Origin of the sequence: Rhizobium sp. NLR10b (assembly GCF_019685435.1) — a bacterium.
Lineage (GTDB): Bacteria > Pseudomonadota > Alphaproteobacteria > Rhizobiales > Rhizobiaceae > Rhizobium.
The window spans coordinates 80584-103905 of sequence record NZ_JABDWV010000003.1 but is presented as its reverse complement, the minus strand read 5'-3'; the positions used below and the strand labels follow the sequence as shown (position 1 = coordinate 103905).

Annotated in this window: 22 protein-coding genes and 1 pseudogene; 15 read left to right on the top strand and 8 right to left on the bottom strand. The window is 63.1% G+C overall.

Annotated features, from left to right (window positions below; translation table 11 throughout):
- Nucleotides 1-125 precede the first annotated feature (125 nt).
- The 5 genes from HJB91_RS05425 to HJB91_RS05405 all read left to right on the top strand — a co-directional run bounded on the left by HJB91_RS05425 (nucleotide 126) and on the right by HJB91_RS05405 (nucleotide 5922).
- The gene (locus HJB91_RS05425; RefSeq protein WP_221153603.1) at nucleotides 126-1505 is read left to right on the top strand and encodes a dihydroorotase family protein; all 1380 of its coding nucleotides are present in this window, start codon (nucleotides 126-128) and stop codon (nucleotides 1503-1505) included.
- Entirely contained in the window at nucleotides 1502-2782 is a 1281-nt protein-coding gene (locus tag HJB91_RS05420) for a Zn-dependent hydrolase (RefSeq protein ID WP_221153602.1), read from the top strand. The genes HJB91_RS05425 and HJB91_RS05420 overlap by 4 nt, the downstream gene beginning before the upstream one ends.
- The gene (locus HJB91_RS05415; protein ID WP_221153601.1) at nucleotides 2763-3860 is read left to right on the top strand and encodes a DUF917 family protein; all 1098 of its coding nucleotides are present in this window, start codon (nucleotides 2763-2765) and stop codon (nucleotides 3858-3860) included. The genes HJB91_RS05420 and HJB91_RS05415 overlap by 20 nt, the downstream gene beginning before the upstream one ends.
- Nucleotides 3861-3863: 3 nt before the next feature.
- Nucleotides 3864-4193 (top strand): TfoX/Sxy family protein, encoded by a 330-nt coding sequence (locus tag HJB91_RS05410; protein WP_064800414.1) that lies wholly within the window; start codon nucleotides 3864-3866, stop codon nucleotides 4191-4193.
- Nucleotides 4194-4260: 67 nt separating this feature from the next.
- Nucleotides 4261-5922 carry a urocanate hydratase gene (locus HJB91_RS05405; protein WP_221153600.1) on the top strand — a complete coding sequence of 554 codons (1662 nt, stop codon included), beginning with the start codon at nucleotides 4261-4263 and terminating at the stop codon, nucleotides 5920-5922.
- A gap of 80 nt (nucleotides 5923-6002) precedes the next feature.
- Here HJB91_RS05405 and HJB91_RS05400 read toward each other — a convergent pair whose 3' ends face one another.
- Both HJB91_RS05400 and HJB91_RS05395 read right to left on the bottom strand, forming a co-directional pair.
- Nucleotides 6003-7241 carry an MFS transporter gene (locus tag HJB91_RS05400; protein ID WP_221146012.1) on the bottom strand — a complete coding sequence of 413 codons (1239 nt, stop codon included), beginning with the start codon at nucleotides 7239-7241 and terminating at the stop codon, nucleotides 6003-6005.
- 33 nt (nucleotides 7242-7274) lie between these two features.
- Nucleotides 7275-8180, bottom strand: coding sequence for a LysR family transcriptional regulator (locus HJB91_RS05395; RefSeq protein WP_221153599.1), 906 nt, complete (start codon nucleotides 8178-8180; stop codon nucleotides 7275-7277).
- A gap of 126 nt (nucleotides 8181-8306) precedes the next feature.
- Between HJB91_RS05395 and HJB91_RS05390 the strand changes: the two genes are divergently transcribed.
- Both HJB91_RS05390 and coaBC read left to right on the top strand, forming a co-directional pair.
- Nucleotides 8307-9071, top strand: a complete 765-nt coding sequence (locus HJB91_RS05390; RefSeq protein WP_221153598.1) for an SDR family oxidoreductase — start codon at nucleotides 8307-8309, stop codon at nucleotides 9069-9071.
- A gap of 198 nt (nucleotides 9072-9269) precedes the next feature.
- Nucleotides 9270-10478, top strand: a complete 1209-nt coding sequence (coaBC, locus tag HJB91_RS05385) for a bifunctional phosphopantothenoylcysteine decarboxylase/phosphopantothenate--cysteine ligase CoaBC (protein WP_221153597.1) — start codon at nucleotides 9270-9272, stop codon at nucleotides 10476-10478.
- A gap of 37 nt (nucleotides 10479-10515) precedes the next feature.
- Here the strand turns inward: coaBC and HJB91_RS05380 are convergent, their stop codons facing one another.
- Nucleotides 10516-11328: a class II glutamine amidotransferase gene (locus HJB91_RS05380; RefSeq protein WP_221145787.1), complete on the bottom strand. Its 813-nt coding sequence runs from the start codon at nucleotides 11326-11328 to the stop codon at nucleotides 10516-10518.
- A 506-nt stretch (nucleotides 11329-11834) separates the two neighbouring features.
- Here HJB91_RS05380 and HJB91_RS05375 point away from each other — a divergent pair.
- The 4 genes from HJB91_RS05375 to HJB91_RS05360 all read left to right on the top strand — a co-directional run bounded on the left by HJB91_RS05375 (nucleotide 11835) and on the right by HJB91_RS05360 (nucleotide 15825).
- Nucleotides 11835-12512, top strand: a complete 678-nt coding sequence (locus tag HJB91_RS05375; RefSeq protein WP_210629477.1) for a FadR/GntR family transcriptional regulator — start codon at nucleotides 11835-11837, stop codon at nucleotides 12510-12512.
- On the top strand, nucleotides 12509-13798 hold the full coding sequence (locus tag HJB91_RS05370; RefSeq protein ID WP_221153596.1) for an MFS transporter: 1290 nt from the start codon (nucleotides 12509-12511) through the stop codon (nucleotides 13796-13798). The genes HJB91_RS05375 and HJB91_RS05370 overlap by 4 nt, the downstream gene beginning before the upstream one ends.
- An 88-nt stretch (nucleotides 13799-13886) precedes the next feature.
- A complete protein-coding gene (locus HJB91_RS05365; RefSeq protein WP_210629479.1) occupies nucleotides 13887-15413 on the top strand; it encodes a S10 family peptidase in 1527 nt (508 codons plus the stop codon).
- A 10-nt stretch (nucleotides 15414-15423) separates the two neighbouring features.
- Nucleotides 15424-15825: a GFA family protein gene (locus HJB91_RS05360; protein WP_221153595.1), complete on the top strand. Its 402-nt coding sequence runs from the start codon at nucleotides 15424-15426 to the stop codon at nucleotides 15823-15825.
- Nucleotides 15826-16121: 296 nt separating this feature from the next.
- On the opposite strand, the gene HJB91_RS05355 is transcribed toward HJB91_RS05360, so the two are convergent.
- The 3 genes from HJB91_RS05355 to HJB91_RS05345 all read right to left on the bottom strand — a co-directional run bounded on the left by HJB91_RS05355 (nucleotide 16122) and on the right by HJB91_RS05345 (nucleotide 17789).
- Nucleotides 16122-16895: a DUF1236 domain-containing protein gene (locus tag HJB91_RS05355; RefSeq protein WP_221136311.1), complete on the bottom strand. Its 774-nt coding sequence runs from the start codon at nucleotides 16893-16895 to the stop codon at nucleotides 16122-16124.
- A gap of 101 nt (nucleotides 16896-16996) precedes the next feature.
- Nucleotides 16997-17392, bottom strand: a complete 396-nt coding sequence (locus tag HJB91_RS05350) for a DUF1236 domain-containing protein (RefSeq protein WP_221153594.1) — start codon at nucleotides 17390-17392, stop codon at nucleotides 16997-16999.
- Nucleotides 17393-17522: 130 nt separating this feature from the next.
- Nucleotides 17523-17789: a BON domain-containing protein gene (locus HJB91_RS05345; RefSeq protein ID WP_168295355.1), complete on the bottom strand. Its 267-nt coding sequence runs from the start codon at nucleotides 17787-17789 to the stop codon at nucleotides 17523-17525.
- Nucleotides 17790-18407: 618 nt separating this feature from the next.
- On the opposite strand from HJB91_RS05345, the pseudogene HJB91_RS05340 reads away from it, so the two are divergent.
- Nucleotides 18408-18689: pseudogene (locus tag HJB91_RS05340) on the top strand (HlyD family type I secretion periplasmic adaptor subunit); the annotation flags it as partial.
- Nucleotides 18690-18722: 33 nt separating this feature from the next.
- Here the strand turns inward: HJB91_RS05340 and HJB91_RS05335 are convergent.
- A complete protein-coding gene (locus HJB91_RS05335; protein WP_221153593.1) occupies nucleotides 18723-20306 on the bottom strand; it encodes a peptide chain release factor 3 in 1584 nt (527 codons plus the stop codon).
- Nucleotides 20307-20396: 90 nt separating this feature from the next.
- On the opposite strand from HJB91_RS05335, the gene dut reads away from it, so the two are divergent.
- Together dut and HJB91_RS05325 are read left to right on the top strand one after the other, a co-directional pair.
- Nucleotides 20397-20867 (top strand): dUTP diphosphatase, encoded by a 471-nt coding sequence (gene dut / locus HJB91_RS05330; protein ID WP_221145776.1) that lies wholly within the window; start codon nucleotides 20397-20399, stop codon nucleotides 20865-20867.
- Between the two features lie 56 nt (nucleotides 20868-20923).
- Nucleotides 20924-21694, top strand: coding sequence for a hypothetical protein (locus tag HJB91_RS05325; protein WP_221153592.1), 771 nt, complete (start codon nucleotides 20924-20926; stop codon nucleotides 21692-21694).
- An 85-nt stretch (nucleotides 21695-21779) separates the two neighbouring features.
- Here HJB91_RS05325 and HJB91_RS05320 read toward each other — a convergent pair whose 3' ends face one another.
- Entirely contained in the window at nucleotides 21780-22244 is a 465-nt protein-coding gene (locus HJB91_RS05320) for an Lrp/AsnC family transcriptional regulator (RefSeq protein ID WP_221153591.1), read from the bottom strand.
- Nucleotides 22245-22356: 112 nt separating this feature from the next.
- On the opposite strand from HJB91_RS05320, the gene HJB91_RS05315 reads away from it, so the two are divergent.
- Nucleotides 22357-23256: a DMT family transporter gene (locus HJB91_RS05315; RefSeq protein WP_210629486.1), complete on the top strand. Its 900-nt coding sequence runs from the start codon at nucleotides 22357-22359 to the stop codon at nucleotides 23254-23256.
- Nucleotides 23257-23322 lie beyond the last annotated feature (66 nt).

Below are 23322 nucleotides of genomic sequence, written 5' to 3'. Positions count from 1 at the left end.
GCCGAGGCCCAAAATCTCAATCCTGCTCTACATTAACCGGTGCGTGATCCATCCGAAAGGCGTTCAAGCCTTGGCATCATGCTCCAGCCGGCAACGGTTCCGACGTCAGTCTAGGAGGAAGCGGCATGGACTTCGATCTCGTTCTGCAGGGCACGGTGGTGCTGCCGGACCGCATCGTCGAAGCGGGTTATGTCGCCGTGTACGCCGGCAAGATCGCCGAAGTCGGCCTCGGCGTGCCGCCCGCGGCGCGCGAACGGCATCTGCTCGGAAGAGCGCTGATCCTGCCCGGCGCCATCGATGCGCAGGTGCATTCGCTGTCCCAGAAGGATCAGGAGGATTTCGTCTGGTCGACGCGGTCGGCAGCGGCCGGCGGCGTGACCACGATCGTCGACATGCCTTATGACGAGGGCAATCTCGTCTGCTCGGCGGCGGCGGTCAAGCGAAAGATCGACCATGCCGCCCCGCAGGCGCGCGTCGATTTCGCGCTTTACGGCACCATCGATCCGCAAGAAGGCCCGGCGCGAATCCCGGAGATGGTCGAGGCCGGCGTCGCCGCCTTCAAGTTTTCGACCTTCGGCACCGATCCCAGACGATTTCCGCGCATTCCGCCTGCCCTGCTCGAGGCCTGCTTCGCGGCGATCGCGCCGACTGGGCTGACGGCAGGCGTGCATAATGAGGATGACGAGGCCGTGCGCAGCTATATGGAGCAGGTGAAGGCAAGCGGCATCACCGACTGGCGGGCGCACGGCCTGTCTCGGCCGGCGATTACCGAGCTCCTGGCGATGCACACGATCTTCGAGACCGGGGCAGATACCGGCTGCCCCGCACATGTGGTGCACTGCTCGCTCGGGCGCGGCTATGACATCGCGCGCGCCTACCGCCGCGACGGTTTTGCCGCGACTGTCGAGTGCTGCATCCATTACCTGACGCTGGACGAGGAAAACGACGTGAGGCGCCTCGGCGGCAAGGCGAAGATCAATCCGCCGGTTCGGCCGCGCGCCGAAGTGGAGCGGCTCTGGCGGAAAGTGGCCGAGGGCGACGTCTGGCTGGTCTCGACCGATCACGTCAGCTGGTCGGAGAACCGCAAGACCAATCCCGACATGCTCGCCAATGCATCCGGTGTTCCCGGCCTCGAGGTTATGGTGCCGCTATTCGTCAAAGGCGCTCTCGAGCGCGGCATTCCCCTGACCTGGGCGGCGCGGCTGATGGCGGAGAATCCGGCGAAACATTTCCGGCTCGACCACATCAAGGGGGCGCTGACACCAGGCAAGGACGCCGACATCACCGTGCTGGAGCCGCGCGAAAGCATCTACGATGCGTCGGCGAGCGGCAGCAATGTCGTCGGCTGGAGCCCGTATAATGGCATTCGCCTGCCCTGGACCGTCTCCGCCACCTATCTGCGCGGCGAAAGGATCGCCGAGGGCGGCAAGGTGCTGGCCGCGCCCGGCACCGGCCGATTCGTCCGGCCGCCGTCGCGCCAGGTCATTTCGGGAGCAGCCGCATGAGCCGCAATCTTCCCGTGAATGCCGGCCGGATCGCTGAAGATATTGAGGCGCTTGCCGATATTACCGAGCCGGCGCGCGCCTGGACACGGCGGGCTTTCACGCCGGTCTTTCTGGAAGGCCGGGCCTATATCGAGGCGCGGATGAAGGCGGCAGGGCTGGAAACGCGGATCGATGCCGCCGGCAATCTGATCGGCCGGCGCACCGGCAGGAAACCCTGGCTCGGCACGATCATGCTTGGCTCGCATTCCGACACGGTGCCGGACGGCGGCCGCTTCGACGGCATTGCCGGCGTGGTCTCGGCGCTTGAGGTGGCGCGGGCGCTTCGTGACCACGGCATGGAACTGGACCACGATCTCGAGATCATCGATTTTCTTGCCGAGGAGGTCAGCATCTTCGGTGTCTCCTGCATCGGCAGCCGCGGCATGACCGGGCAATTGCCGGAAGCCTGGCTGTCGCGGGCAGGCGGCGGCCTCGATCTTGCCGGCGGCATCGCCCAGGTGGGCGGCGAGCCTGGCGTGCTGGGACGGCAGAAGCGGCCCGATTTGGCAGGCTTCCTGGAGCTCCATATCGAGCAGGGGCCGGTGCTCGAAGCCGAAAGGGAGGATATCGGCATCGTCACCGCAATATCGGGCATCACCCGTATCGAGATCACCATCGAGGGGCGGGCCGACCACGCCGGCACGACGCCGATGGACAGGCGGGCGGATGCGCTGGTCGCGGCTTCGGAGCTGGTGCTCGACATCCGCAACGCCGCCGCCGAGCTTGCCAGAACGCCGGGACATTTCGCGGCGACAGTTGGCGAGTTCAGGATCGAGCCGAATGCGGCCAATGTCGTGCCCTCCAAGGTCGTGCTGCTGATCGACGGGCGCGCGGAAATCCGCGCAGATATGGAGGCCTTCTGCCGCTGGCTCGACGGCCATGTCGAAAAGCTGGCGACCGCTTACGGCGTGACGATCGAGGCGCCGAATCGGGTTTCCGACAATCTGCCGACGCCCAGCGATGCCGCGCTGCTTTCGACGCTGGAGGCCGCCTGCGAACGCGTCGGCGCAAAATACCGGCGCATGGCCTCCGGCGCAGGGCACGATACCGCCTGGATCGCCAAGGTGGCACCGGCGGCAATGATCTTCGTGCCCTGCCGGGGAGGTCGCAGCCACTGCCCCGACGAATGGGCCGACAATGACGATATCGCGCTCGGCGCAGCCGTGCTTTTCCAAGCGGTGCGCGAGATGGACAAGGATTCGAAGCGGGAGAAGGCCGATGGGACGCATACTGGTTGAGAAGGATGTCGAAGCCGCCGTCAAAGGCGGCTCCGTCTATGCCGCCGGCGGCGGCGGCTGGGCCGATCACGGGCGGATGCTTGGGCTTGCGGCCGTCACCATCGGCAAACCGGAGTTGGTATCGGTCGACGAATTGAAGGATGACGACTGGATCGCCACTGCGGCCGCGATCGGCGCGCCGGCCTCCACGACGCCCTGGGAAATGCAGGGCGTCGATTATGTGAAGGCGGTGCAATTGCTGCAGGAGGCGCTCGGCGAAAGGCTCTCCGGGCTGATCATCGGCCAGAACGGCAAATCCTCGACGCTGAACGGCTGGCTGCCGTCGGCGATCCTCGGCACCAAGGTGGTCGATGCCGTCGGCGATATCCGCGCCCACCCGACCGGCGACATGGGCTCGATCGGCATGGCCGCCTCACCCGAGCCGATGATCCAGACCGCCGTCGGCGGCAACAGGGCCGAAAACCGTTACATCGAGCTGGTGGTGAAGGGCGCGACGGCAAAGATCTCGCCGGTGTTGCGCGCCGCCGCCGATCAGTCCGGCGGTTTCGTCGCCAGCTGCCGCAATCCGCTCCGGGCCTCCTATATCAGGGCGCATGCGGCCCTCGGCGGCATCTCGATGGCGCTTGCGCTCGGAGAAGCGATCATTGCGGCGGAGAAGCGGGGCGGGCCAGCGGTCATCGATGCGATCTGCAGGACGACGGGCGGGCATGTCCTCGCCGAAGGCGTCATCAGCCGGAAGGACGTCGTCTATACCAAGGAAGCCTTCGATATCGGCACCATCGCCGTCGGCTCGGGTGATAAATCGGTGACGCTGCATGTGATGAACGAATACATGGCCGTGGACGATGCGGGCGGCGGGCGGCTTGCGACCTTCCCCGCCGTGATCACTACGCTGTCGTCTGAGGGCGAGCCGCTGAGCGTCGGGCAGTTGCAGGCGGGCATGCATGTCTTCATCCTGCATGTGCCGATGGATATCATTCCGCTGTCGGCTAGCGTGCTCGATCCGACAGTTTATCCCGTCGTCGAAAAGGCTATGGGCATCGAGATCGCGCGTTATGCACTGGCGGCGAAGGCCTGAGCCATGGCACGCGATCCCGGCCTTGAAGAACTGCTGCGTGAGGAACTCGGCGATCGCCCTGGCCTCAGCGAAAAATCCATGTTCGGCGGCCGCGCCTTCCTGCTGAACGGCAATCTTCTCTGCGGCGCGCGCAGTGACGGCATGTTGATCCGTCTCGGCAAGGGCAATGATGATTGGGCGCTGGCTCTGCCCGGCGTAATCCGGATGCTGATGGGCGAGCGGGTCATGCACGGCTGGCTGCGCGCCTCCGCCGAGGCTTACGGCGACGATGCCCTGAGACGGCGTCTGCTCGATGCGGCGCTTGCCTATGTGGAATCGCTGCCGGGCAAGTGACCAATTAGCTTCCCCTTCTCCCCAGCGGGGAGAAGGAAAAAGCAGAGAACCAAGCGAGGAACCCGTGATGCCGAAGGCCAATCCACGCCATCCGAAATTTCCAATTCCCGGCGGACCGGAGTTGCGTGCCAAGGGCTGGCGACAGGAGGCGCTGCTGCGGCTCCTCGAAAACGTGCTCGCCGTCGGCGAGGATCCCGACAATCTGATCGTCTATGCCGCGCTCGGCAAGGCAGCGCGCAACTGGCCGGCGCACAAGGGCATCGTCAAGGCGCTGACGGAGATGGATGAGGACCAGACGCTGCTCATCCAGTCAGGCAAGCCGATCGGGGTCGTAAAGACCCATGCAAAGGCGCCGCTCGTCATCATGGCGAACTGCAACATCGTCGGGCAATGGGCAAAGGCCGAAGTGTTCTACGAGCTGCAGCGCAAAGGGCTGATCTGCTGGGGCGGGCTGACGGCCGGCGCCTGGCAATATATCGGCAGTCAGGGCGTCATCCAGGGTACTTACGAGATTTTCATGCGCATCGCCGAACGCCGCTTCGGCGGCGATCTCCATGGCCGATTCGTGCTGACGGCCGGCCTCGGCGGCATGGGCGGGGCGCAGCCGCTCGCCGGCCGCATGGCAGGCGCGGCGATCCTCTGCGTCGACATCGATCCGGAGCGGGCGCGAAAACGCCAGCAGATCGGCTATCTCCAGAAAATCGCTCCCGATCTCGATACCGCGCTTGAAATGATCGATGCGGCGGCGAAGGAGAAGCGGGCGCTGTCCGTCGGCCTCGTCGGCAATGCGGCGGAGGTTTATCCCGAGATCGCTCGGCGCGGCATCGTGCCCGATATCGTCACCGATCAGACCTCGGCGCATGACCTCGTCTATGGCTACGTACCGAAGGGCATGAGCCTTGATCAGGTCAGAGGCCTGCGCGACGACGGCCAGGGGCAATTGATGGCGGCAAGCCGCGCCTCGATCGTTGATCATGTCACCGCGATGCTGGAGTTCCAGAAGAAGGGCTCCGAAGTCTTCGACAATGGCAACCTCATCCGCACGCAGGCGAAAGGGGGCGGTGTCGCCAACGCCTTCGATATTCCGATCTTCACCGAGGCCTATCTCAGGCCGCTCTTTGCCCGGGCGATCGGGCCGTTCCGCTGGATGGCGCTGTCGGGCGAGGAGAGCGATATCGCCCGGATTGACGACCTGCTCATCGAGATGTTTCCCGACAACAAGATCATCACCAATTGGATCCGGCTGGCGCGCGAGCACGTGCCCTTCGAGGGGCTGCCGGCACGCATCGCCTGGCTCGGACATGGCGAACGTACGGCGCTTGCTCTTCGCGTCAATGCGCTGGTGGCGAGCGGTGTGCTGAAAGGTCCCGTCGCCTTCTCCCGCGACCATCTCGATGCCGGCGCCATGGCGCATCCGAATATCATGACCGAGCGGATGAAGGACGGGTCCGACGCGATCGCCGACTGGCCGCTGATCGATGCGATGATGCTCTGCTCCTCGATGGCCGATCTCGTCGTCGTCCATTCCGGCGGCGGCGGCTATGCCGGCTACATGACGAGCTGCGGCGTCACCGTGATCGCCGATGGCACCGATGCCGCCGAAGAACGGCTCGACCACGCGCTCACCAACGACACGGCGCTCGGCGTGATGCGCTATGCCGATGCCGGATATGACGAGGCGCTTGATGAGGTGGCGAGGAAGGACGTGCCCTATCTCAGACTAGATTGATTCAAGGGCGGGCCTTACCTGAAGCATGATGGCGATATCGGCGACGGTCAGCACGAGATGGCCGAGACGGTCGATGCTGATCATGCCTTTCTCCTTGCGAAGTGGTGCGCGACACAGGCCGACATAAAGGCGAGCGCCAGCATGGCAAGGGTGAAGATGACGACGGCTGCCCAGCCTTCGACCGCGAAGAACCAGCCGCCGGCCGAGCCGATGAGGCTGGAGCCGACATAATAGGCCAGCATGTAGATCGATGAAGCGTGCCCCTTGTTGCCGAGGGCAAGCTTGCCGACAAGGCCGCTGGCGATGGAATGGCTCATGAAGAAGCCGGTCGTCAGCACGATGATACCGAGGATGATCGACGGCAGCGACGCGAAGAGCGTCAATGCGCTGCCGGCGGCCGTCAGCGCGAGGCCGAAGAGAAGCACCGGAAAGTGGCCGATCCGGTCTCCCAGCAGGCCGCCGATCGAGGCGGCGCCGATGCCGAAGAGATAGACGGTGAAGATCAATCCGAGTTCGGTCTGATTGAGGCCGTAAGGCGGCGCCATGAGGCGGAAACCAGCGTAATTGTAGATCGTCACGAAGGAGCCCATCGCCAGGAAGGCGATGGCGAAGAGGAAGGGCAGCGCCGGATTTCTGAGATGGCCAAGCCAGGCTCTGGCGTGAAAACGCGGATCGAAACCCGGCCGACGGACGAAATTCTTTGACGGCGGCAGGAGGGCGATAAAGCCGATCGCCGCGGCAAGTCCGATGGCGCCGATCAAGAAGAGCGCCGGGCGCCAGCCAAGATATTCGGCGAAGATGCCTGTCAGCACGCGGCCGGACATGCCGCCGAAGGCCGTGCCGCCGACATAAAGGCCCATGGTGGCGCCGAGGCCGCGGGGATCGATCTCCTCGGCAAGATAGGCCATGGCGACGGCGGGCACGCCGCCGAGAACGAGACCCTGGAGGGCGCGGATGACGAGCAGCAGATGCCAATTCGGGGCGAAAGCCGTAGCAATCGTCAGCAACGCCGCACCGACCAGCGATATCGACATCAGGCTGCGGCGGCCAAGGCCTTCCGAGACGGCGGCGGCGCAGACGATGGCAACCGCCAGGAAACCGGTGGAGAGCGACAGCGACAGCGAGCTTCCGGCCGGGCTGACGGAAAACTCCTGCGATAAGACCGGCAACAGCGGCTGCACGCAATAGAGCAGCGAGAAGGTGGAAAAACCGGAGAGAAAGAGCGCCAGGCTGGCGCGGCGATAGGCACCTGTGCCGCGCGTCAGGTAATGCTTTTCTCCTGCGATCACGGTTTTCACGGTTCGCGCTGGCGGCGGCATATCTTCATTCTGGTGGGCGTTCGAATTCATGTGTTAACCCGCTGGATCCCAATAGGGCGGATCCCCGAAGCTCTTCCTCAAGTGATCGGCGATAGCGCGGAGCTTGGCCGAGGGATTTCGGCCCTCGGGATGGGCCAAATAGATGAATTCGGCCTCCGGCCTGTGACCGACATCGATTTCGGCAAGCCGGCCCTCGCGAATGGCCGGGCCGGCGATGAAGGCCGGCAGCAGGGCGATGCCGAGGCCGGCAATCGCGGCATCGCGCAGCATGTCGCCATTGTTGATGCCGAGCGCCAGTTTGGCGCGGACGACGACCGCCCCCTCCGGGGTCTCGAAGCGCCAGTCGGCAACGCCGCGATTGGTATAGAAGACGCCGCGATGGCGGTTCAGATCGGCGAGCGACGATGGCGTTCCCTCGCGGGCGAGATAATCCGGCGAAGCGCAGAGAAGCCGGCGGCTGCGGGTGAGCTTCCAGGCGACCAGTCGGCTGTCGGCGATCGGGCCGTTGCGGATGATGGCGTCGTAGCCGTCCGAGGCCGCATCGACGCGGCGGTCATCGATGTCGAGCGTCAACTCGATGTCGGGATGGTCGGCAAGAAAGGGGTAGAGCGCCGGGCCGAGATGCATGCGGCCGAACGTGACCGGGGCGGCGATGCGGATCGGGCCGGACAGCGTGCCGCGCCGCTCGGCCATGTCGACGGCGGCCTCGTCAATCTCACGCACGATGCGCGCGGCGCGCTCGAGAAATGCAGATCCGTCCTCCGTCAAGGTGAGCTTGCGGGTCGTTCGGTGCAGCAGGACGCCGCCCAACGACTTCTCCAATTCCGCCAGCCTTTCGCTGACGACGGACTTGGAGAGCCGCAGCCTCCTGGCCGCCTCGCTGACCGAGCCTGCCTCCGCCACGGCGACGAAAGCCGCAATGCCTTCTATCCTGATCATCGTTCGGTATTTCCGAATTCGAGTTCCTTAATCTGGAGACTAACCCGAACGAAATGAACATGCCATCTTCTGGTCAACGAAAGGGACGGCAGGGGCCGCCTCGGATCAACAACAGGAGATGGAACCATGAACCGCTTAAACAACAAGGTCGCGATCGTTACCGGCGCAAGCTCCGGCATCGGCCGCGTCACGGCAAAGCTCTTTGCGGCCGAAGGTGCGAAGGTCGTCGTCGGCGCCCGTCGCGAGCGTGAACTCGACAGCCTGGTCGCGGAGATCGAGGCAGAAGGCGGCAAAGCCATTGCCGTTGCAGGCGACGTCCGCTCGGAAGATTATCATAAGGCGCTGGTCGCGGCTGCCGTCACCAACTACGGCAAGCTCGATATCGCCTTCAACAATGCCGGCATCATCGGCGAAGCTGGGCCGAGCACCGGTATCTCGGAAGCAGACTTCAGCGAGGCACTGGCCGTCAATCTGACCGCCTCCTTTCTCGCTGCCAAGCATCAGATCGTCGCGATGACGAACAATGGCGGCGGCTCCGTGATCTTCACCTCGACCTTCGTCGGCTACAGCTTCGCCTTTCCCGGCATTGCCGCCTATGCCGCCAGCAAATCCGGCCTGATCGGCCTGACGCAGGCGCTGGCCGCCGAGTTCGGACCGCAGGGCGTGCGCGTCAACGCCATCCTGCCGGGCGCCGTCGATACCGACATGTACCGCGACGTGAACAATACGCCCGACAAGCAGGCCGCCATCACCAATATGCACGCGCTGAAACGCGTCGCGACACCGGATGAAGTCGCCCGCTCGGTACTCTACCTCGCCTCCGACGATGCGAGCTTCGTCACCGGTACGGCCTCGCTGGTCGACGGCGGCATCTCGATCACCCGCAGTTGAGACCGGGCTGCCGCCATCGACCAGGGTCGGGCGCGGAAAGACCCCTCCCCCTTGTGGGGAGGGGTTGGGGAGGGGTCCTCGCCGACGCAACCAGTCGCCCGTCTCGAGCAGATCCGATACCTGTCGTCCGCGCGATTGCATGTTCTCCGCCAAAGGCTTAGGGTCGAGGCCGGTCAGAAAAGCGACGGGTACAAGACCATGGCTCTCAGCGGCAAACGCATCCTCCTCATCATCTCGGGCGGCATCGCCGCCTATAAGAGCCTGGATCTGATCCGCCGGCTGCGGGAGCGCGGCGCGAGCGTGCGTCCGGTCATGACCAAGGGGGCGCAGGAATTCGTCACGCCGCTTGCCGTCGGCGCTCTGGCTGCCGACCACGTCTTTGTCGATCTGTTTTCGCGGCAGGACGAACAGGATGTCGGCCATATCAGGCTGGCGCGCGACTGCGACCTCGTGCTGATTGCCCCCGCCAGCGCCGACCTGATGGCGAAGATGGCGAACGGCCTAGCCGACGATCTCGCCTCGACCGTGCTTCTCGCGACCGACAGGCCGGTGCTGGCCGCACCAGCGATGAACCCCAGAATGTGGGCGCATCCGGCGACACGGCGCAATGCGGCGAGACTCAGGGACGACGGCGTGCGCTTCGTCGGGCCGATGGCCGGCGAGATGGCTGAGAGCCGGGAGGCGGGGCTCGGCCGGATGGCGGAGCCGCTGGCGATCGTCGCGGCGGCCGACACCATGCTCGAGGAGGGGGAAAAGCCGCTGAAAGGACGCAAGGCGATCGTCACCTCGGGACCGACCCATGAGCCGATCGATCCGGTGCGCTATATCGCCAACCGCTCCTCCGGCCGGCAGGGGCACGCGATCGCCGCAGCCCTGGCGAAGCTCGGAGCCGACGTGACGCTGGTCTCCGGGCCGGTGTCGATCGCCGACCCGATCGGCACCAATGTTGTCCATGTCGAGCGGGCCGAGGAGATGCGCGATGCCGTGCTGGCGGCGCTGCCGGCCGATATCGCCGTGATGGTGGCGGCGGTGGCAGACTGGCGGGTGGCCTCGGCCGCCGACCAGAAACTGAAGAAACATCCGGGTGAATCCATTCCGACGCTGGCGCTGACCGAGAACCCAGACATCTTGAAGACCCTCGGACATCACACGATGCGACCGAGGCTGGTGATCGGCTTTGCCGCCGAGACGCAGGACGTGGAAAGCAATGCCAAGGCGAAGCTCGAGCGAAAGGGCGCCGACCTGATCGTCGCCAATGACGTTTCTCCTGCGACCGGCATCATGGGCGGCAGCCGCAACAGCGTCAAACTCATTCGCCACGACGGCGTCGAGCAATGGCCAGACCTGACGAAGGAAGAGGTCGCCGAAAGGCTGGCGGCGCTGATCACCGAACGCTTCCGCGCATAATCCCTCATCGAAAATCGATCCCGTTTTTCGGAAAGGATTATGCCGAGACAGCCATGCGTTGCGATTTGGCTTTGCTCGGCTTTTCCGGCCGGAATTCCGCGACATCGATACTGTTTTTGCCGACGATGACGGCGCTGCCATCAGGAATCTCCGCCCAGGCGTCGACATCGTCGTTCAACGGTTCGGAGACCAGGCAGTAGCCGGCACCGACGGGCGAGGCATAGAGCGTCGGCGCCTTGCGATCCGTGGCATAGCGGATCGCATAGAGCGACTTGCCGTCGGAGAAGGCGGCGGTAAAGCGCAGCAGGATCGAGCCGATGGTGTTTTCGGCCAGATCCTCGACGAAACCAATCATGTCAGCCATAGCGGCGATCGGCGCCTCGCGCAGGCCGAATTGCAGCGCCAGCAAGAACATCAGCTCGGAATCGGTCGTGCCGCTGCGGGCATTGAACAGCTCGTCGTCAAGCGTCGCCTCCATCGGCCGGCGCAAGCGCTCGAAGCCCGATATCTGGCCGTTGTGCATGAATGACCAAGTATCGTGGGTAAAGGGATGGCAATTGTCCCGGCGCGTGCCGCCGCCGGTGGCGGCGCGGACATGGGCGAGGAAGAGCGGCGAGCGGATCTGCCGCGCCAGGCTCTTGAGATTGCAATCCGACCAGGCCGGCAGGATATCGCGGTAGCGGCCGGGCTCGGGCCTGTCGCCATACCAGGCGATGCCGAAGCCGTCGCCATTGGTCGCCGTCTTGGCGCGGGTGGCGCAATGGGACTGCTCGATCAGCGAATGGGCGGGCGAGGATACCAGCTCCTCAAGGTAGAGAGGGTCTCCGCGATAGGCTGCCCAGCGACACATGGCTCTTTTGCTCCGGAACCCGCGGCATCGGCGGGCATGCTCTAAATTGTCGAACGCCACGGCTAATAACAGCTTAACGCGCGACTGATTTGCAGGCCGATCATGACGGTTTGGTGACCGAGTGGAACTTCAAATTCGGCAAAAGCCTGTGTTCTTTTGTGAACGCGGGTCCGACCCAGGTGGATGTCTCGAGTGCAATTTCTTCTTGCATCTGGCGCGAATCGTCCTACCTTTTCCCTATCAGCAACAGAACGAAAGGAAGGTGATCCAATGTCTAATGAGATTTCGGACCTCGTATCGGGCATGGAAGTGGTGATGAAAGCGAGGCAGCCCTCGCTCTAAGACCCGCCTTCCTGGGGCTGCTTTGACAGTCCAGGCCAGTTCGAGGCCAAACTCATGGAAAGGGCCGCCGAGGCGGCCCTTTTTTGTTGCCTGAGTTTCCGACATTGACGCATGATCGGAATTCTTCTACTCATAAAGTCATCTGATGACTTTATGAGTAGAGGATGCAGGCGCTCAGCAAGACCAATCTCGCCGATGAGGCGATCGAGGCAATCCGCAGCGACATTGTCGGCAAGCGCTGGGCAGTCGGCGACAAGCTGCCGAACGAGGCCTCGTTGTCGGCCATGCTCTCCGTCAGCCGCGGCACGGTGCGCGAGGCAGTGCGGGTTCTTGTCTCCCAGGGTTATCTCGAAACCCGGCAGGGGTCGGGCACCTATGTGCGTTCGACCAGCGACGCCGGCCGCCCGCTGACCATGGCGCGGCGCGCCAGCCTGCGCGATCAATTCGAAGCGCGCTTAGCACTCGATGTCGAGGCGGCACGACTGACAGCAATGCGCAAGACGCCGGAGACGATTGCCGAGCTGCGCCGGCTGCTGAACGAACGCGGCAGTTACGCCGGCGGCGATGAAGCCGCCTTCATCGAACGGGACCTCGCCTTCCACAAGGCGGTCATCGCTGCTTCCGGCAATCGGGCGATGATCGAGATCTACGATTTCTTCTCGGCTTCGATCGCCGACACGATTGCGGCGACGCTCGGCAAGGATATTCCCGAACCCGACATGCAGGCGCATGTCGATATCGTCGATGCGATCGACACCGGCGATCCCGGCCAGGCGGATGCGGCGGTGCGCCGATTCATGGCGCCCGTTCTTGCTGCACTCGATCGGATGATCCTGTCATGAACACGCCTTCCAACAATGCCGCCATCACGCTTGACGTGGCCGACGAATTGCTGATCGATGCCGAGGCAGGCAGCTTTCCCGCCCCGCAGGCAGTGCCGGTACGGGATGGAGCAGACAGTTTGCTGCTCGGCGCCAGCCTCGTGCTGATCGCTTTCAACCTGCGCCCGGTCTTTTCGAGCGCCTCGGCGCTGCTGCCGGAGATCCGCTCCGAACTCGGGCTGAGCGCGCTTGGCGCCAGTCTGCTGACGACGCTTCCGGTCGTCTGCCTCGGCGTCTTCTCGCCGCTTGCGCCTCGTCTTGCCCAGCGCATCGGAACCGAACGCACACTGCTCGGCGTTGTCCTGCTGCTTGCGCTCGGCACAGCCATGCGCGGGCTTTCCTCCGTGCCGCTGCTCTTTATCGGCACGGCCCTTGCCGGTGCCTGCATCGCCGTCGGCAACGTGTTGCTGCCGGGACTGGTGAAGCGGGACTTCCTCACGCGCGCCGCGCTGATGACCGGCTTTTATACGATGGCGCTCTGCGTAGGTGCTGCCAGTGCGGCCGGGCTGACGCTGCCGATCGAACATGCGCTCGGCGGCTCTCTCCAAGGCGCGCTCGCCGCCTGGGCGCTGCCGGCGCTCGCCGTCGGCCTCATCTGGTTGCCGCAGGTCCTTCGCGGCGGTGCCGAAGCAAGGCGAAACGGCTTTCGCGTCGACGGACTCTGGCGGGACCGGCTGGCCTGGCAGGTGACGCTGTTCATGGGGCTGCAATCGGCGCTTGCCTACTGCGTCTTCGGCTGGCTGGTTCCCATCCTGCGCGAACGCGGGCTCGACGGCGTCACGGCCGGGGCGATCGTTTCGCTCTCGGTTATGGTGCAGGCGGCCTCCTGCCTCGTTGTGCCGCATATCGCCGTGCGCGGCCGCGATCAGCGATTGATCAATGCCGGCCTCTGCGGCGTCGCCGTCACCGCTCTGCTCGGGCTGCTCTTTGCGCCGCTTTCGAGCGTCTGGCTGTGGGCGGTGCTGCAGGGCATCGGCCAGGGCGGACTGATCGCGGCCGCCATGACGACGATCGTGCTGCGCTCGCGCGATCCCGATGTGGCCGCCCATCTCTCCGGCATGGCGCAATGCGTCGGCTATCTGCTCGCCGCAATCGGCCCGCTGATCGTCGGCCTCATCCGTGGCTGGACCGGAAGCTTTTCCTGGTGCGCGGTTCTGTTCATCGCGCTCGGGCTGGGGGCCGCGATCAACGGCTGGAGGGCCGGCCGAGCGCTGGAGGTGAATGTGCACGCGGTCGAGAAAGTCTAGCCCCACCGGTCCATCACCATCTCTTGATGCCGGTCGCCAGCCGCGGATGCTACGCTATCTCAGCCTGCATCCGCCCGGAGGACAAATCGTGCGCATACGAACCCTGTTTCTGCTCACCGCGTTGATGGCGTCGCTGGGGCCTGCCCTTTCCCCAGCGCAGGAAAGCGGCGGGCGCCAGGCAAATGTCGAGCGCAGTGCGCGCGACGGCGTGCTGAAGCTGCTGCCGGCCGACTCCGTCACGGAGCACGAGTTGACGGTCGACGGCCGGAAGATCGCCTACACCGCGACCGCCGGCACTCTCGATCTCTTCGGTCAGGACGGAGCGCAAACCGGCGCGATCTTCTACACCGCCTATGTCGCCAGCGGTGGCGGGTCGGATCGGCCGCTGACCTTTGCCTTCAACGGCGGGCCGGGCGCGGCCTCCGCCTTTCTGCATCTCGGGCTGGTCGGGCCCAAAGTGCTCGATTTCGGGCCGCAGGCACGTGACGGCGCCCATGCGAAACTCGTCGATAACGAGCAAAGCTGGCTCGATTTTACCGATCTCGTGCTGATCGATCCGATCGGGACCGGCTGGAGCCGGACGGCGAAGGCGGACGACGCCTCCAACTATTACAACGTCAACTCGGATGCCCAGAGCATCGCCAAGGCGATCGCGCTCTATGTCGCGCATAATAATCGTTCCAACTCGCCGAAATATCTGCTCGGCGAAAGCTATGGCGGTTTCCGCGCCGCCAAGGTCGCCTCCGCCCTGCAGGAAAGCCAGGGCATCGTCGTCGCCGGCGCCGTGATGCTCTCGCCGCTGCTCGAAGGGCAGCTGATGTTCAATGCCGACCAGTTCGCGCTCGGCGCGGCGCTCGAGCTACCATCGCTGGCTGCGGCCGAACTCGACCGGCAAAATGGCTTTACCGAGGAGAAGCAGAGGCAAGCGGAGCGTTTCGCGCTCGGCGACTATTTGACGACGCTCGCCGGCCCGCCGCCGACGGGCGCCGATGCCGCAGCCTTCTATGGCAGAATCGCCGGGCTAACCGGCATTCCGCAGGATATCGTCGCCCGCAATCGCGGTTTCCTCGGCAATTCCTTCGTCAAGCACTCGGACGGCGGCGGCCAGGTGGCAAGCCCCTACGATGCTTCCTTCGCGGCGCCCGATCCCTATCCGGAATCCGATTACGACCGCGGCGATGACGCCATCCTCGATGGCTTCACGCGCGCCTATGGCGGCGCCTTCGCCGATTATGCCCGTAACGAGCTCGGCTTCAAAACCGAAATGACCTATTCGCTGCTCGACAGCGACATCAGCCGGCGCTGGGACTGGGGCGGCGGCCGCGGCGGGTCACGCCTCCAGGCGAGCGCCACCGACGACATCAGGCAGCTGCTCGCTTCGAACGCGGCCTTCCATCTGCTGATCGCACATGGCTACAGCGATCTGGTGACGCCGTACAGCGTCAGCCGCTATGTGGTCGACCACCTGCCGCCATCGCTCGCCAGTGTCCGTGTCGGGCTGAAACTCTACCATGGCGGCCATATGTTCTACACAAGTGCCGATGAACGGGCCGCCTTTACGGCGGATGCCAAGACCTTCTATGCCGCCCGCCCGGCCGCACAGCCGGCGGATTGAGGAGTTGCCGATGCATATAACGGGAGGATGTCATTGCGGCGCGATCCGCTATCAGGCGGAGATCGATCCCGAGCGGGTGTCGATCTGCCACTGCACCGATTGCCAGCGACTGACGGGCTCGGCCTACCGCGTCACCGCCCCGGCGCAACCGGAAAGCTTCACGCTTGTTTCGGGTGAACCGCGCAGCTATCCGAAACATGGCGACAGCGGCGCCCTCAGCCGGCAATTCTTCTGTGCGAATTGCGGATCACCGCTCTATCGAACCGATGGCGAAGGCGGCTCGATCGGTATCCGTCTCGGCAGCATCGACCAGCGGCGGGACCTGACGCCAAAGAAACAGATATGGTGCCGGTCGGCTCTGGCCTGGGCGGAAAATATTCAGCCGCTGCCGCGGTTTGATGGCGAGGACTAGCTAGCCGAAGGAGGTTGCGAGGGCCCAACTATAACCGGCAAGGAACGCTGGGGTCTAAGGTTATCCATCGAGTTGATCTCAGCGCGAGAGAAGTTTCGCAATAAGGTTAGTAACTCAGAGCTAATTGACCATCTTTGAACCATGTCATCCTATTCTACGTTGTCGAGTCCCTCCGGCCGGCGGCACGGGTAGTGCAAAATGCCCCGCAATTTGCGGGGCATTTTGCTTGTTGGCCGGCTGCCTCGACATGGAGCGAGGCAAGATGTCGATCGGCAAACGCCGCCAAGACCCGGGCGTCAGGCCTCGATAATGTAGACGATCGTCAAAGCATTCGGATCGACGATAACGATCCGGCCATCCGCAAGGATGAAGAAGCGATAGCCTTCATACTGCGGAACGATCTTCACGATGCGCGGCGGCAGTGGTTCGAGCCGCACCTTCTTCGGGATTTTCACCCCGAGGGAGACCGTGAAGTCAACCTCCTTCACCGGCGCTACATGGACCTCCTTCACCACCGACCGAATTTCGGTCTGCTGTTCGACCGAGATGTTGACGTTGGTTTCGGACGAGCTCTTGTTTGTCGTCGCATTCTGGTCGGTCGACTGCTTCGTCGCATCGCCGCCCTGCGTGGTGGTGCTTTTTGCCCCTGAGGTGGCCCCGCCGCTGGTCTCGGTGCTGCCGGATTTGGCGGTGGGCTTCTGTTCGGTGGTGGTGCCACCGCCGGCGTCTTGCGATCCGGATTTAGTTTCCGTTGAAGCCTTACCGGAAGCAGTTCCGCTCGTCGAGCTATCGGTCGCAGGCTGCTCGGCCCTCTTCTGGGTGTCCGAACTGCCGGACTTCTGCTGCGATGACTGAGCCTTGCCCTGTGGGCAGGCTCCCGAAGCGTCGGGGGTGCAGTCGGTGCCGGTCTTGCCGGAGCCCGCCTGCGAACCGGAGTCCGTGCTCTGGGAACCGGATTGGGCTTGATTGCCGCTCTTGGTGTCCTGCTGGGCTACAGCCGGCAGTGTCGCCAGCGGCGATACGCTGAGTGACAGTGCTGCCACGAGCATGGCAAAATGGTTGCTTTTCATAATTCATTCTCCAACGTTCGAACACGCCCTGCAGTCCGCATTCCAATGCGCCACATGCATGCCCTGATTATTTGGAAGGGGCGGCGGGAGCTGCCCTTCGGTCACTGAAGGACCTGGATCACCTTCCGGGAGGAAGGTTCGACGATCACACGCTCATCGTTGACGATCGCGTATGCATATTTCGGATCATCGGGAACCGGCGTCACGACGACGGTCTCCGGCAGAGGCTGTCCGACGACGACCTTTTCCTTCACGACGACGCGCTTGGTCGGGGCGGGAGCCTGTTGAACATAGGTGACGACCTTCTGCGGCGGCGGATCGATGACGCTGCCCGCAACACCGCCGACAATGCCGCCAACCGCCGCGCCCACCGGGCCGCCGACAACTGCACCCGCTGCAGCGCCACCTGCAGCACCAGTCACCGTAGATGACTGAGCGAAGGCAGACGTCGATGCCAATAGAATACTAGCGGCAATTCCTACTGCTTTGATATCCATGTGTTTTCCTCCTTTGATGCGGTTGATTCCGCTGGAGGGTCAAACCTGAAACCGGAACAAGTGTTCCGGCACCGGGACTTCGTGCCGTGGACGTTGTCGGACTTTAGTCCTAGCCCGCAAGTACAGTCCATTACTGCGTCGGGAAGCGGCTTAGCATCCGGTCGTGGACGTTCTCCCCGCCCACGATCAGCGCGGCAACCGAGATGACTCTGTCACGGTCTGCGGCTTTTGTGATATAGCCTTCGAGTAGTACGACAGGGCCGAGCATCCTGATCTCGATGGCGCTGCTGTCGATGTCCGGATCGGCAGAAAGGGCTGCTTTGATCGTTGCGATGATCGAGGCAGAGCGATGACCTTCCGAGCAACGCTCCTCATGATTGTTGGCGCCGAACTTCATATCCTCCTCCTGATACACCCCTCCGCGGACCTTCACGTTATTTGAATCAGTATATGCGCAGCCCGTCCTGAGACGGCCAGTCCGACTTAGGTCCGTCTTTCCGTCGGCACGATCAGGCTAGGTTTCCTCATCCCTGCTGAAAGGAGAGAGGTTTTAGCGATGTTGCCGTATTCAGTCAGAACTTCGCTGGTGAAGCGTTGTCGACCCATGTCGGGCGTCGCTTTTTGAGAGTAAAGGGGCTCTTCATGCAAACGATTGGATAGTGGATTGGCATAGAAGCGAAGCTTCGCCCTTCCTATGCTTGCAACGAGCGGTCAAGAAAAGAATGGTTGATCCGATCGCTTGGCAAGGTTGCCGGAGCCCTTGTCGCGGTATGGCCGACAGTGACGGATGGCGTTTCCTGGTTCATGACATAGGTTTTGACCTCGCCAGGAACGACAAGCGTCGCAGTCTGCGCGACCGCAACTCCCCCAAGTGATAGAAACACCGATACGGCAGAGATGACCAGTATTTTTATGTTATCCTCCGAGGGATCTTGAGTGTCCCGGCAGAGCGCTACCGATAGGATATGGTTCCTCCGCTACACGGAATGCCTGCGGGCATGTCGCTCCCGGATAGCCGGCGCGCGTCAGTTTCCCGGCCTTTGCCCGCTACAACCTGCCGCTGCTCGACGGCGTCGTGGAGATCGTATCGGCCGACATGATGGTGGAGGAGCGCAGCTGCGCTCCTTGTTTCGCCGCGACCGTTTTGATCGACCAGAGCGAACTTTCCAAGCTGGAAGGCGGCAAACTCCTGCCCGGCATGTCGAGCGAGACGATTATCCGGACCGGTGCCCGAACCGTGCTTTCTTATCCGGCCGAGCCGATCACACAAAACTTTCGCCGGGCGATGCGGGAAAAATTACCGCAACGCCCACGCTTCCAAGAACCCCAATCACGCCGCCTTGGCGGCGTGATATTCCTTGATGGCGACCATCTTGATTGCCGGGTAACGCTCCGCCTCATAACGCAATGAGAAGGCGTCCTGGGCGAGGAAGACGGGATCGCCGTCGAGATCGCGGGCGATATCGCCGCGTTTGACGGTGAGGAACTTTTCCAGATCGGCTGGCTGATCGGCCGAGATCCAGCGGCAGACGGAGAAGCGGGACATTTCGAAGGAGACCGGCAGGCCGTATTCGGCCATCAGCCGCTCCTTCAGGACGTCGAGCTGGAGGGCGCCGACGACGCCGACGATCGCTGGCGAACCGTCTTCCGGCGAGAACAGCTGGACGACGCCTTCCTCGGCCATCTGCTGCAGCGCTTCCTTGAGCTTCTTCGCCTTCATCGCATCTTCGAGACGCACGCGGCGCAGAATTTCCGGCGAGAAGTTCGGCACGCCTTGGAAGACCAGCGATTCGCCTTCGGTCAGCGTATCGCCGATGCGGAGCGTCCCGTGATTGGGGATGCCGACGACATCGCCGGCATAGGCCGCGTCGGCGAGCTGGCGCTGCGAGGCGAAGAAGAATTGCGGCGCCGTCAGGCCGAGCTGCTTGCCGGTGCGGGCGAGCCTCGCCTTCATGCCGCGTTCGAGCTTACCCGAGCAGATGCGGGCAAAGGCGATGCGGTCACGGTGGTTCGGATCCATGTTGGCCTGAATCTTGAAGACGAAGGCTGTCATCTTGTCGTCGGTCGCATGCACGGTCCTGGTGTCGGCGACCTGGTCGCGCGGCGGCGGCGCGAATTCACCGAGCGCGTTGATGAGGTCGCGAACGCCGTAATTGCGCAGCGCCGAGCCGAAGAAGACGGGCGTCATATGGCCTTCGAGGAAAGAATCGCGGTCGAAGGGGCGGCAGGCCTCGATGGCAAGCTCGGTCTCGTCGATAAAGGCCTGGCGCTCATTTTCCGGCAGCCTGTCGGCGACGGCTTGCGGGCCGTTGACCGGCGTCGTCTCGACTTCGGTGTCGGAACCGCGGGCGGTGCTGTTGGCGAGATGATAAGAACCGCAGAAGGTCTTCGAACGGCCGATCGGCCAGGTGATCGGCGCCGTATCCAGCGCCAGCTTCTCTTCGACCTCGTCGAGGATCTCGAAGGGATCGCGGCTCTCGCGGTCCATCTTGTTGATGAAGGTGATGATCGGGATATCGCGCATGCGGCAGACTTCGAAGAGCTTTAGCGTGCGCGGCTCGATACCCTTGGCGGCATCGATGACCATGACGGCGGCGTCGACGGCCGTCAGCGTACGATAGGTGTCGTCGGCGAAATCCTCGTGGCCTGGTGTGTCGAGGATGTTGAAGACATTGTCGTTATATTCGAAGGTCATCACCGAGGTGACGACCGAGATGCCGCGCTCACGCTCGATCTTCATCCAGTCGGAGCGCGTCTGCATGCGGTCCTTCTTCGCCTTGACTTCGCCGGCAAGCTGGATGGCGCCGCCGAACAGCAGCAGCTTCTCAGTGAGCGTCGTCTTACCCGCGTCCGGGTGGGCGATAATAGCGAATGTGCGGCGGCGGGAGACCGCCTCGGCGAGGCTTTCGGCCATGATGTGAATCCTGTGGAATTGCCGCTTAACTAGCGATTAAAGGCCGCGATTGCAATTGACCCCGGCCGCTCACGCGCAAAGTAATGGGCCATGACCATTCATCACGATCTCAGCCCGACGCTGAACCTCATCCGCCTGGCCAATGGCGAGGGCCTCGACCTGCCCGCCTATGAAAGCAAAGGGGCGGCCGGCATGGACCTGCGCGCCGCCGTCGCCGACGGCGAACCGCTAACGCTCTCGCCCGGCAAGCGGACGCTGGTGCCGACCGGCTTCATCTTCGAAATCCCCGAAGGGTTCGAAGGACAGGTGCGGCCGCGCTCCGGCCTTGCCTTCAAACACGGCATCACCTGCCTGAATTCGCCCGGCACCGTCGACAGCGACTATCGCGGCGAGGTGAAGGTGCTCCTCGCCAATCTCGGCGAGGAAGCCTTCACCATCGAGCGCGGCATGCGCATCGCCCAGATGGTGATCGCGCCGGTGACAAGGGCGCGGATTTTGGAGATCACCGAAGCGAGCGAGACCATACGAGGCGCAGGCGGCTTCGGCTCCACCGGCGTTTGATCAACGGTTCGAATGAAGCAGCCGAACGGTTGATGAGCAGCGTTGTGGGGGCGCTTATGCTATTCAAGAAAGCGCGATGGGGCGTAGTGATGGGTCTAGCGGCAGCGCTGATTGCGACGCCGGCGCTTGCGATCGATTCAACAAAGCTTCAGTCAATTCGCTCATCTTTGTCTGTGGAAGAGATCGTGGCTTTTGCCATGGCGAAGTCGACAGCGCCGATTCTCGACATCAACAAAGCAATCGAAATGAACATCGTCCTCAACGTGAAGGGTATGGAGAGGAGCGATGTTCAATCCTTACAGATTGAGCTTTTGCGCGTCTTCTCTGCGATCGGGGCTTACGCGGAAATCGGTATCAATTTCGATGCTAGTCGATCCATCGATTACTCGCCTGCAACGCCGTATGCACCGTTCAACGATCAGAACCAGCCGCCAAACACCCAGACTCTCAACGTATTCATCGATCGTGATGCGCTTGAACTGGCAAAGTTGGGCCAAATAGCAGTCCACGACATAGACACGCTTCGAAGCAAGCCGGACACGTCGACATGCTATCATGAGAGCCGAATAGGAAACCCGGTTATCAATGTTATCGTCGACCGCGACGTCAATCCTGTAGGTTGCCTTTATGGAGTACTGCTGCAATCAATCGGACTTACCGATGCCTTTGGTCGAGCTGCCGCGACTTTCAGTCCCGGAAGGATTCCCGGCTTCAGGATCAACGCTGAAATGGCGGCAGCATATGCCGTTCGTGAATGTCGGGACGCCGTTGATAAAAAAAATCAGCTTGAGAAATGCCTGAGAGGAGTTCTCAAGGAAGGCAACTAAGGACCGTGGATTGGTCGATGCCGCCGCCTCGAGTTTTCGCACGAGACGCGTCGATGGCGAATTTCGGCTCCTACTCAGCCAATATCTACCTTTTCCGTGAAAGCGGCGGCAGACGGCGTTTGACGGGCGACGACTTGATCATCGAGGTGTTGGTCTCTGCCCGTTCGGCAACCTTGTCGAGGATGCCGTCGAGCTCGGTCATCGAGCGCACCACCAGACGGGCGATGAAACAATCCTCGCCCGTCACCTTGTCGCATTCGACGATCTCGGGAATTTCCTGAATGAGGCGCTCGACGATGTGCAGCTGTCCTGGCAGCGGCCGCACGCGGATGATCGCCTGCAGCGGATAACCGACGGCGGCCGGATCGAGATCGATTGTGAAGGCCTTGATGACGCCGCGCTCCTCCAGCCGGCGCAGACGCTCGGCGGCACTGGGCGAGGAGAGGCCCACCTGCTGTGCCAGCTCCTTCAGCGAGATGCGGGCATTGCCGGCCAGCGCTTCGAGAATGGTCTGATCGATTTCATCAAGCATCTGGACGCCGTTAGGCATCAGCGTTTCCTTTCCTTTTATTATTAGGCAACATCGGGGAAATTCATTCCTATCTTTATATAATTTCGCGTACAGCCGCAATATTATCACCTCAGCAAAAACGGAGGCGACCATGAGCGGCGATATCAAAAGAGGTTCGGTGGAAATGACGGCAGCGATGCTGATCTCGGGGACGATCGGCTGGTTCGTCGTCATGTCGGGTCAACCGGTCAGCGGCGTGGTCTTCTGGCGCTGCCTGTTCGGCGCGCTGACGCTGCTCGTCGTCTGCGGCGCCCTCGGGCTGCTGCGGCCCGGCATCATCACGCTGCGCGCCTTCGGCATCGCCGTCTTCGGCGGCGTCGCCATCGTCGTCAACTGGCTGCTGCTCTTCGCCTCCTATTCGCATGCGACGATCTCGATCGCCACGACCGTCTACAACACCCAGCCCTTCATGTTGCTGGTGCTGGGGGCGCTGTTCCTCGGCGAGAAGATCACCGCCGCCAAGCTGTTCTGGCTGACGCTCGCCTTTGCCGGCATGGCGGCCATCGTCGAAGCGAAACCTGAGGCCGGCGGGGCATCGGATGGCTACGGCCTCGGCATCCTGATGGCGCTGGGTGCGGCCTTCTTCTACGCGCTGGCAGCCCTTGCCGCGAAATGGCTGAAAGGAACGCCGCCACATCTGATCGCGCTGATCCAGGTCGCAACCGGCATGCTGATGCTGGCGCCAATGACGACGTTTTCGCAGCTTCCCGGCGATGCCGGCGGCTGGGCGATCCTGGTGACGATCGGCGTCGTCCATACCGGGCTGATGTATGTGCTGCTCTACGGTGCGATCCAGCGGCTGCCGACTCATCTGACCGGGGCGCTGTCCTTCCTCTATCCGATCGCCGCGATCCTCGTCGACCGGCTGGCCTTCGGCCACGCGCTGCAGCCGATGCAGATCGCAGGCGCTGCAATCATCCTGCTTGCCGCCGCCGGCATGAACCTCGGCTGGAGCCCAAGATGGCTGCGGCCGAGGGCGCTTCAGGGCTGAGGTATCGGCAGGCACGCGGCGGCAGGCATTCCTTCTGGTGATGCATCCATCAGCGCCGGTGGATTG

What these genes read in the sequence shown, in the direction of transcription:
- HJB91_RS05425 (WP_221153603.1), top strand. Translation starts at nt 126, where the DNA reads ATGGACTTCGATCTCGTTCTGCAGGGCACGGTGGTGCTGCCGGACCGC.
- HJB91_RS05420 (WP_221153602.1), top strand. Translation starts at nt 1,502, where the DNA reads ATGAGCCGCAATCTTCCCGTGAATGCCGGCCGGATCGCTGAAGATATT.
- HJB91_RS05415 (WP_221153601.1), top strand. Translation starts at nt 2,763, where the DNA reads ATGGGACGCATACTGGTTGAGAAGGATGTCGAAGCCGCCGTCAAAGGC.
- HJB91_RS05410 (WP_064800414.1), top strand. Translation starts at nt 3,864, where the DNA reads ATGGCACGCGATCCCGGCCTTGAAGAACTGCTGCGTGAGGAACTCGGC.
- HJB91_RS05405 (WP_221153600.1), top strand. Translation starts at nt 4,261, where the DNA reads ATGCCGAAGGCCAATCCACGCCATCCGAAATTTCCAATTCCCGGCGGA.
- HJB91_RS05400 (WP_221146012.1), bottom strand. Translation starts at nt 7,241, where the DNA reads ATGCCGCCGCCAGCGCGAACCGTGAAAACCGTGATCGCAGGAGAAAAG.
- HJB91_RS05395 (WP_221153599.1), bottom strand. Translation starts at nt 8,180, where the DNA reads ATGATCAGGATAGAAGGCATTGCGGCTTTCGTCGCCGTGGCGGAGGCA.
- HJB91_RS05390 (WP_221153598.1), top strand. Translation starts at nt 8,307, where the DNA reads ATGAACCGCTTAAACAACAAGGTCGCGATCGTTACCGGCGCAAGCTCC.
- coaBC (WP_221153597.1), top strand. Translation starts at nt 9,270, where the DNA reads ATGGCTCTCAGCGGCAAACGCATCCTCCTCATCATCTCGGGCGGCATC.
- HJB91_RS05380 (WP_221145787.1), bottom strand. Translation starts at nt 11,328, where the DNA reads ATGTGTCGCTGGGCAGCCTATCGCGGAGACCCTCTCTACCTTGAGGAG.
- HJB91_RS05375 (WP_210629477.1), top strand. Translation starts at nt 11,835, where the DNA reads ATGCAGGCGCTCAGCAAGACCAATCTCGCCGATGAGGCGATCGAGGCA.
- HJB91_RS05370 (WP_221153596.1), top strand. Translation starts at nt 12,509, where the DNA reads ATGAACACGCCTTCCAACAATGCCGCCATCACGCTTGACGTGGCCGAC.
- HJB91_RS05360 (WP_221153595.1), top strand. Translation starts at nt 15,424, where the DNA reads ATGCATATAACGGGAGGATGTCATTGCGGCGCGATCCGCTATCAGGCG.
- HJB91_RS05355 (WP_221136311.1), bottom strand. Translation starts at nt 16,895, where the DNA reads ATGAAAAGCAACCATTTTGCCATGCTCGTGGCAGCACTGTCACTCAGC.
- HJB91_RS05350 (WP_221153594.1), bottom strand. Translation starts at nt 17,392, where the DNA reads ATGGATATCAAAGCAGTAGGAATTGCCGCTAGTATTCTATTGGCATCG.
- HJB91_RS05345 (WP_168295355.1), bottom strand. Translation starts at nt 17,789, where the DNA reads ATGAAGTTCGGCGCCAACAATCATGAGGAGCGTTGCTCGGAAGGTCAT.
- HJB91_RS05335 (WP_221153593.1), bottom strand. Translation starts at nt 20,306, where the DNA reads ATGGCCGAAAGCCTCGCCGAGGCGGTCTCCCGCCGCCGCACATTCGCT.
- dut (WP_221145776.1), top strand. Translation starts at nt 20,397, where the DNA reads ATGACCATTCATCACGATCTCAGCCCGACGCTGAACCTCATCCGCCTG.
- HJB91_RS05325 (WP_221153592.1), top strand. Translation starts at nt 20,924, where the DNA reads ATGCTATTCAAGAAAGCGCGATGGGGCGTAGTGATGGGTCTAGCGGCA.
- HJB91_RS05320 (WP_221153591.1), bottom strand. Translation starts at nt 22,244, where the DNA reads ATGCCTAACGGCGTCCAGATGCTTGATGAAATCGATCAGACCATTCTC.
- HJB91_RS05315 (WP_210629486.1), top strand. Translation starts at nt 22,357, where the DNA reads ATGAGCGGCGATATCAAAAGAGGTTCGGTGGAAATGACGGCAGCGATG.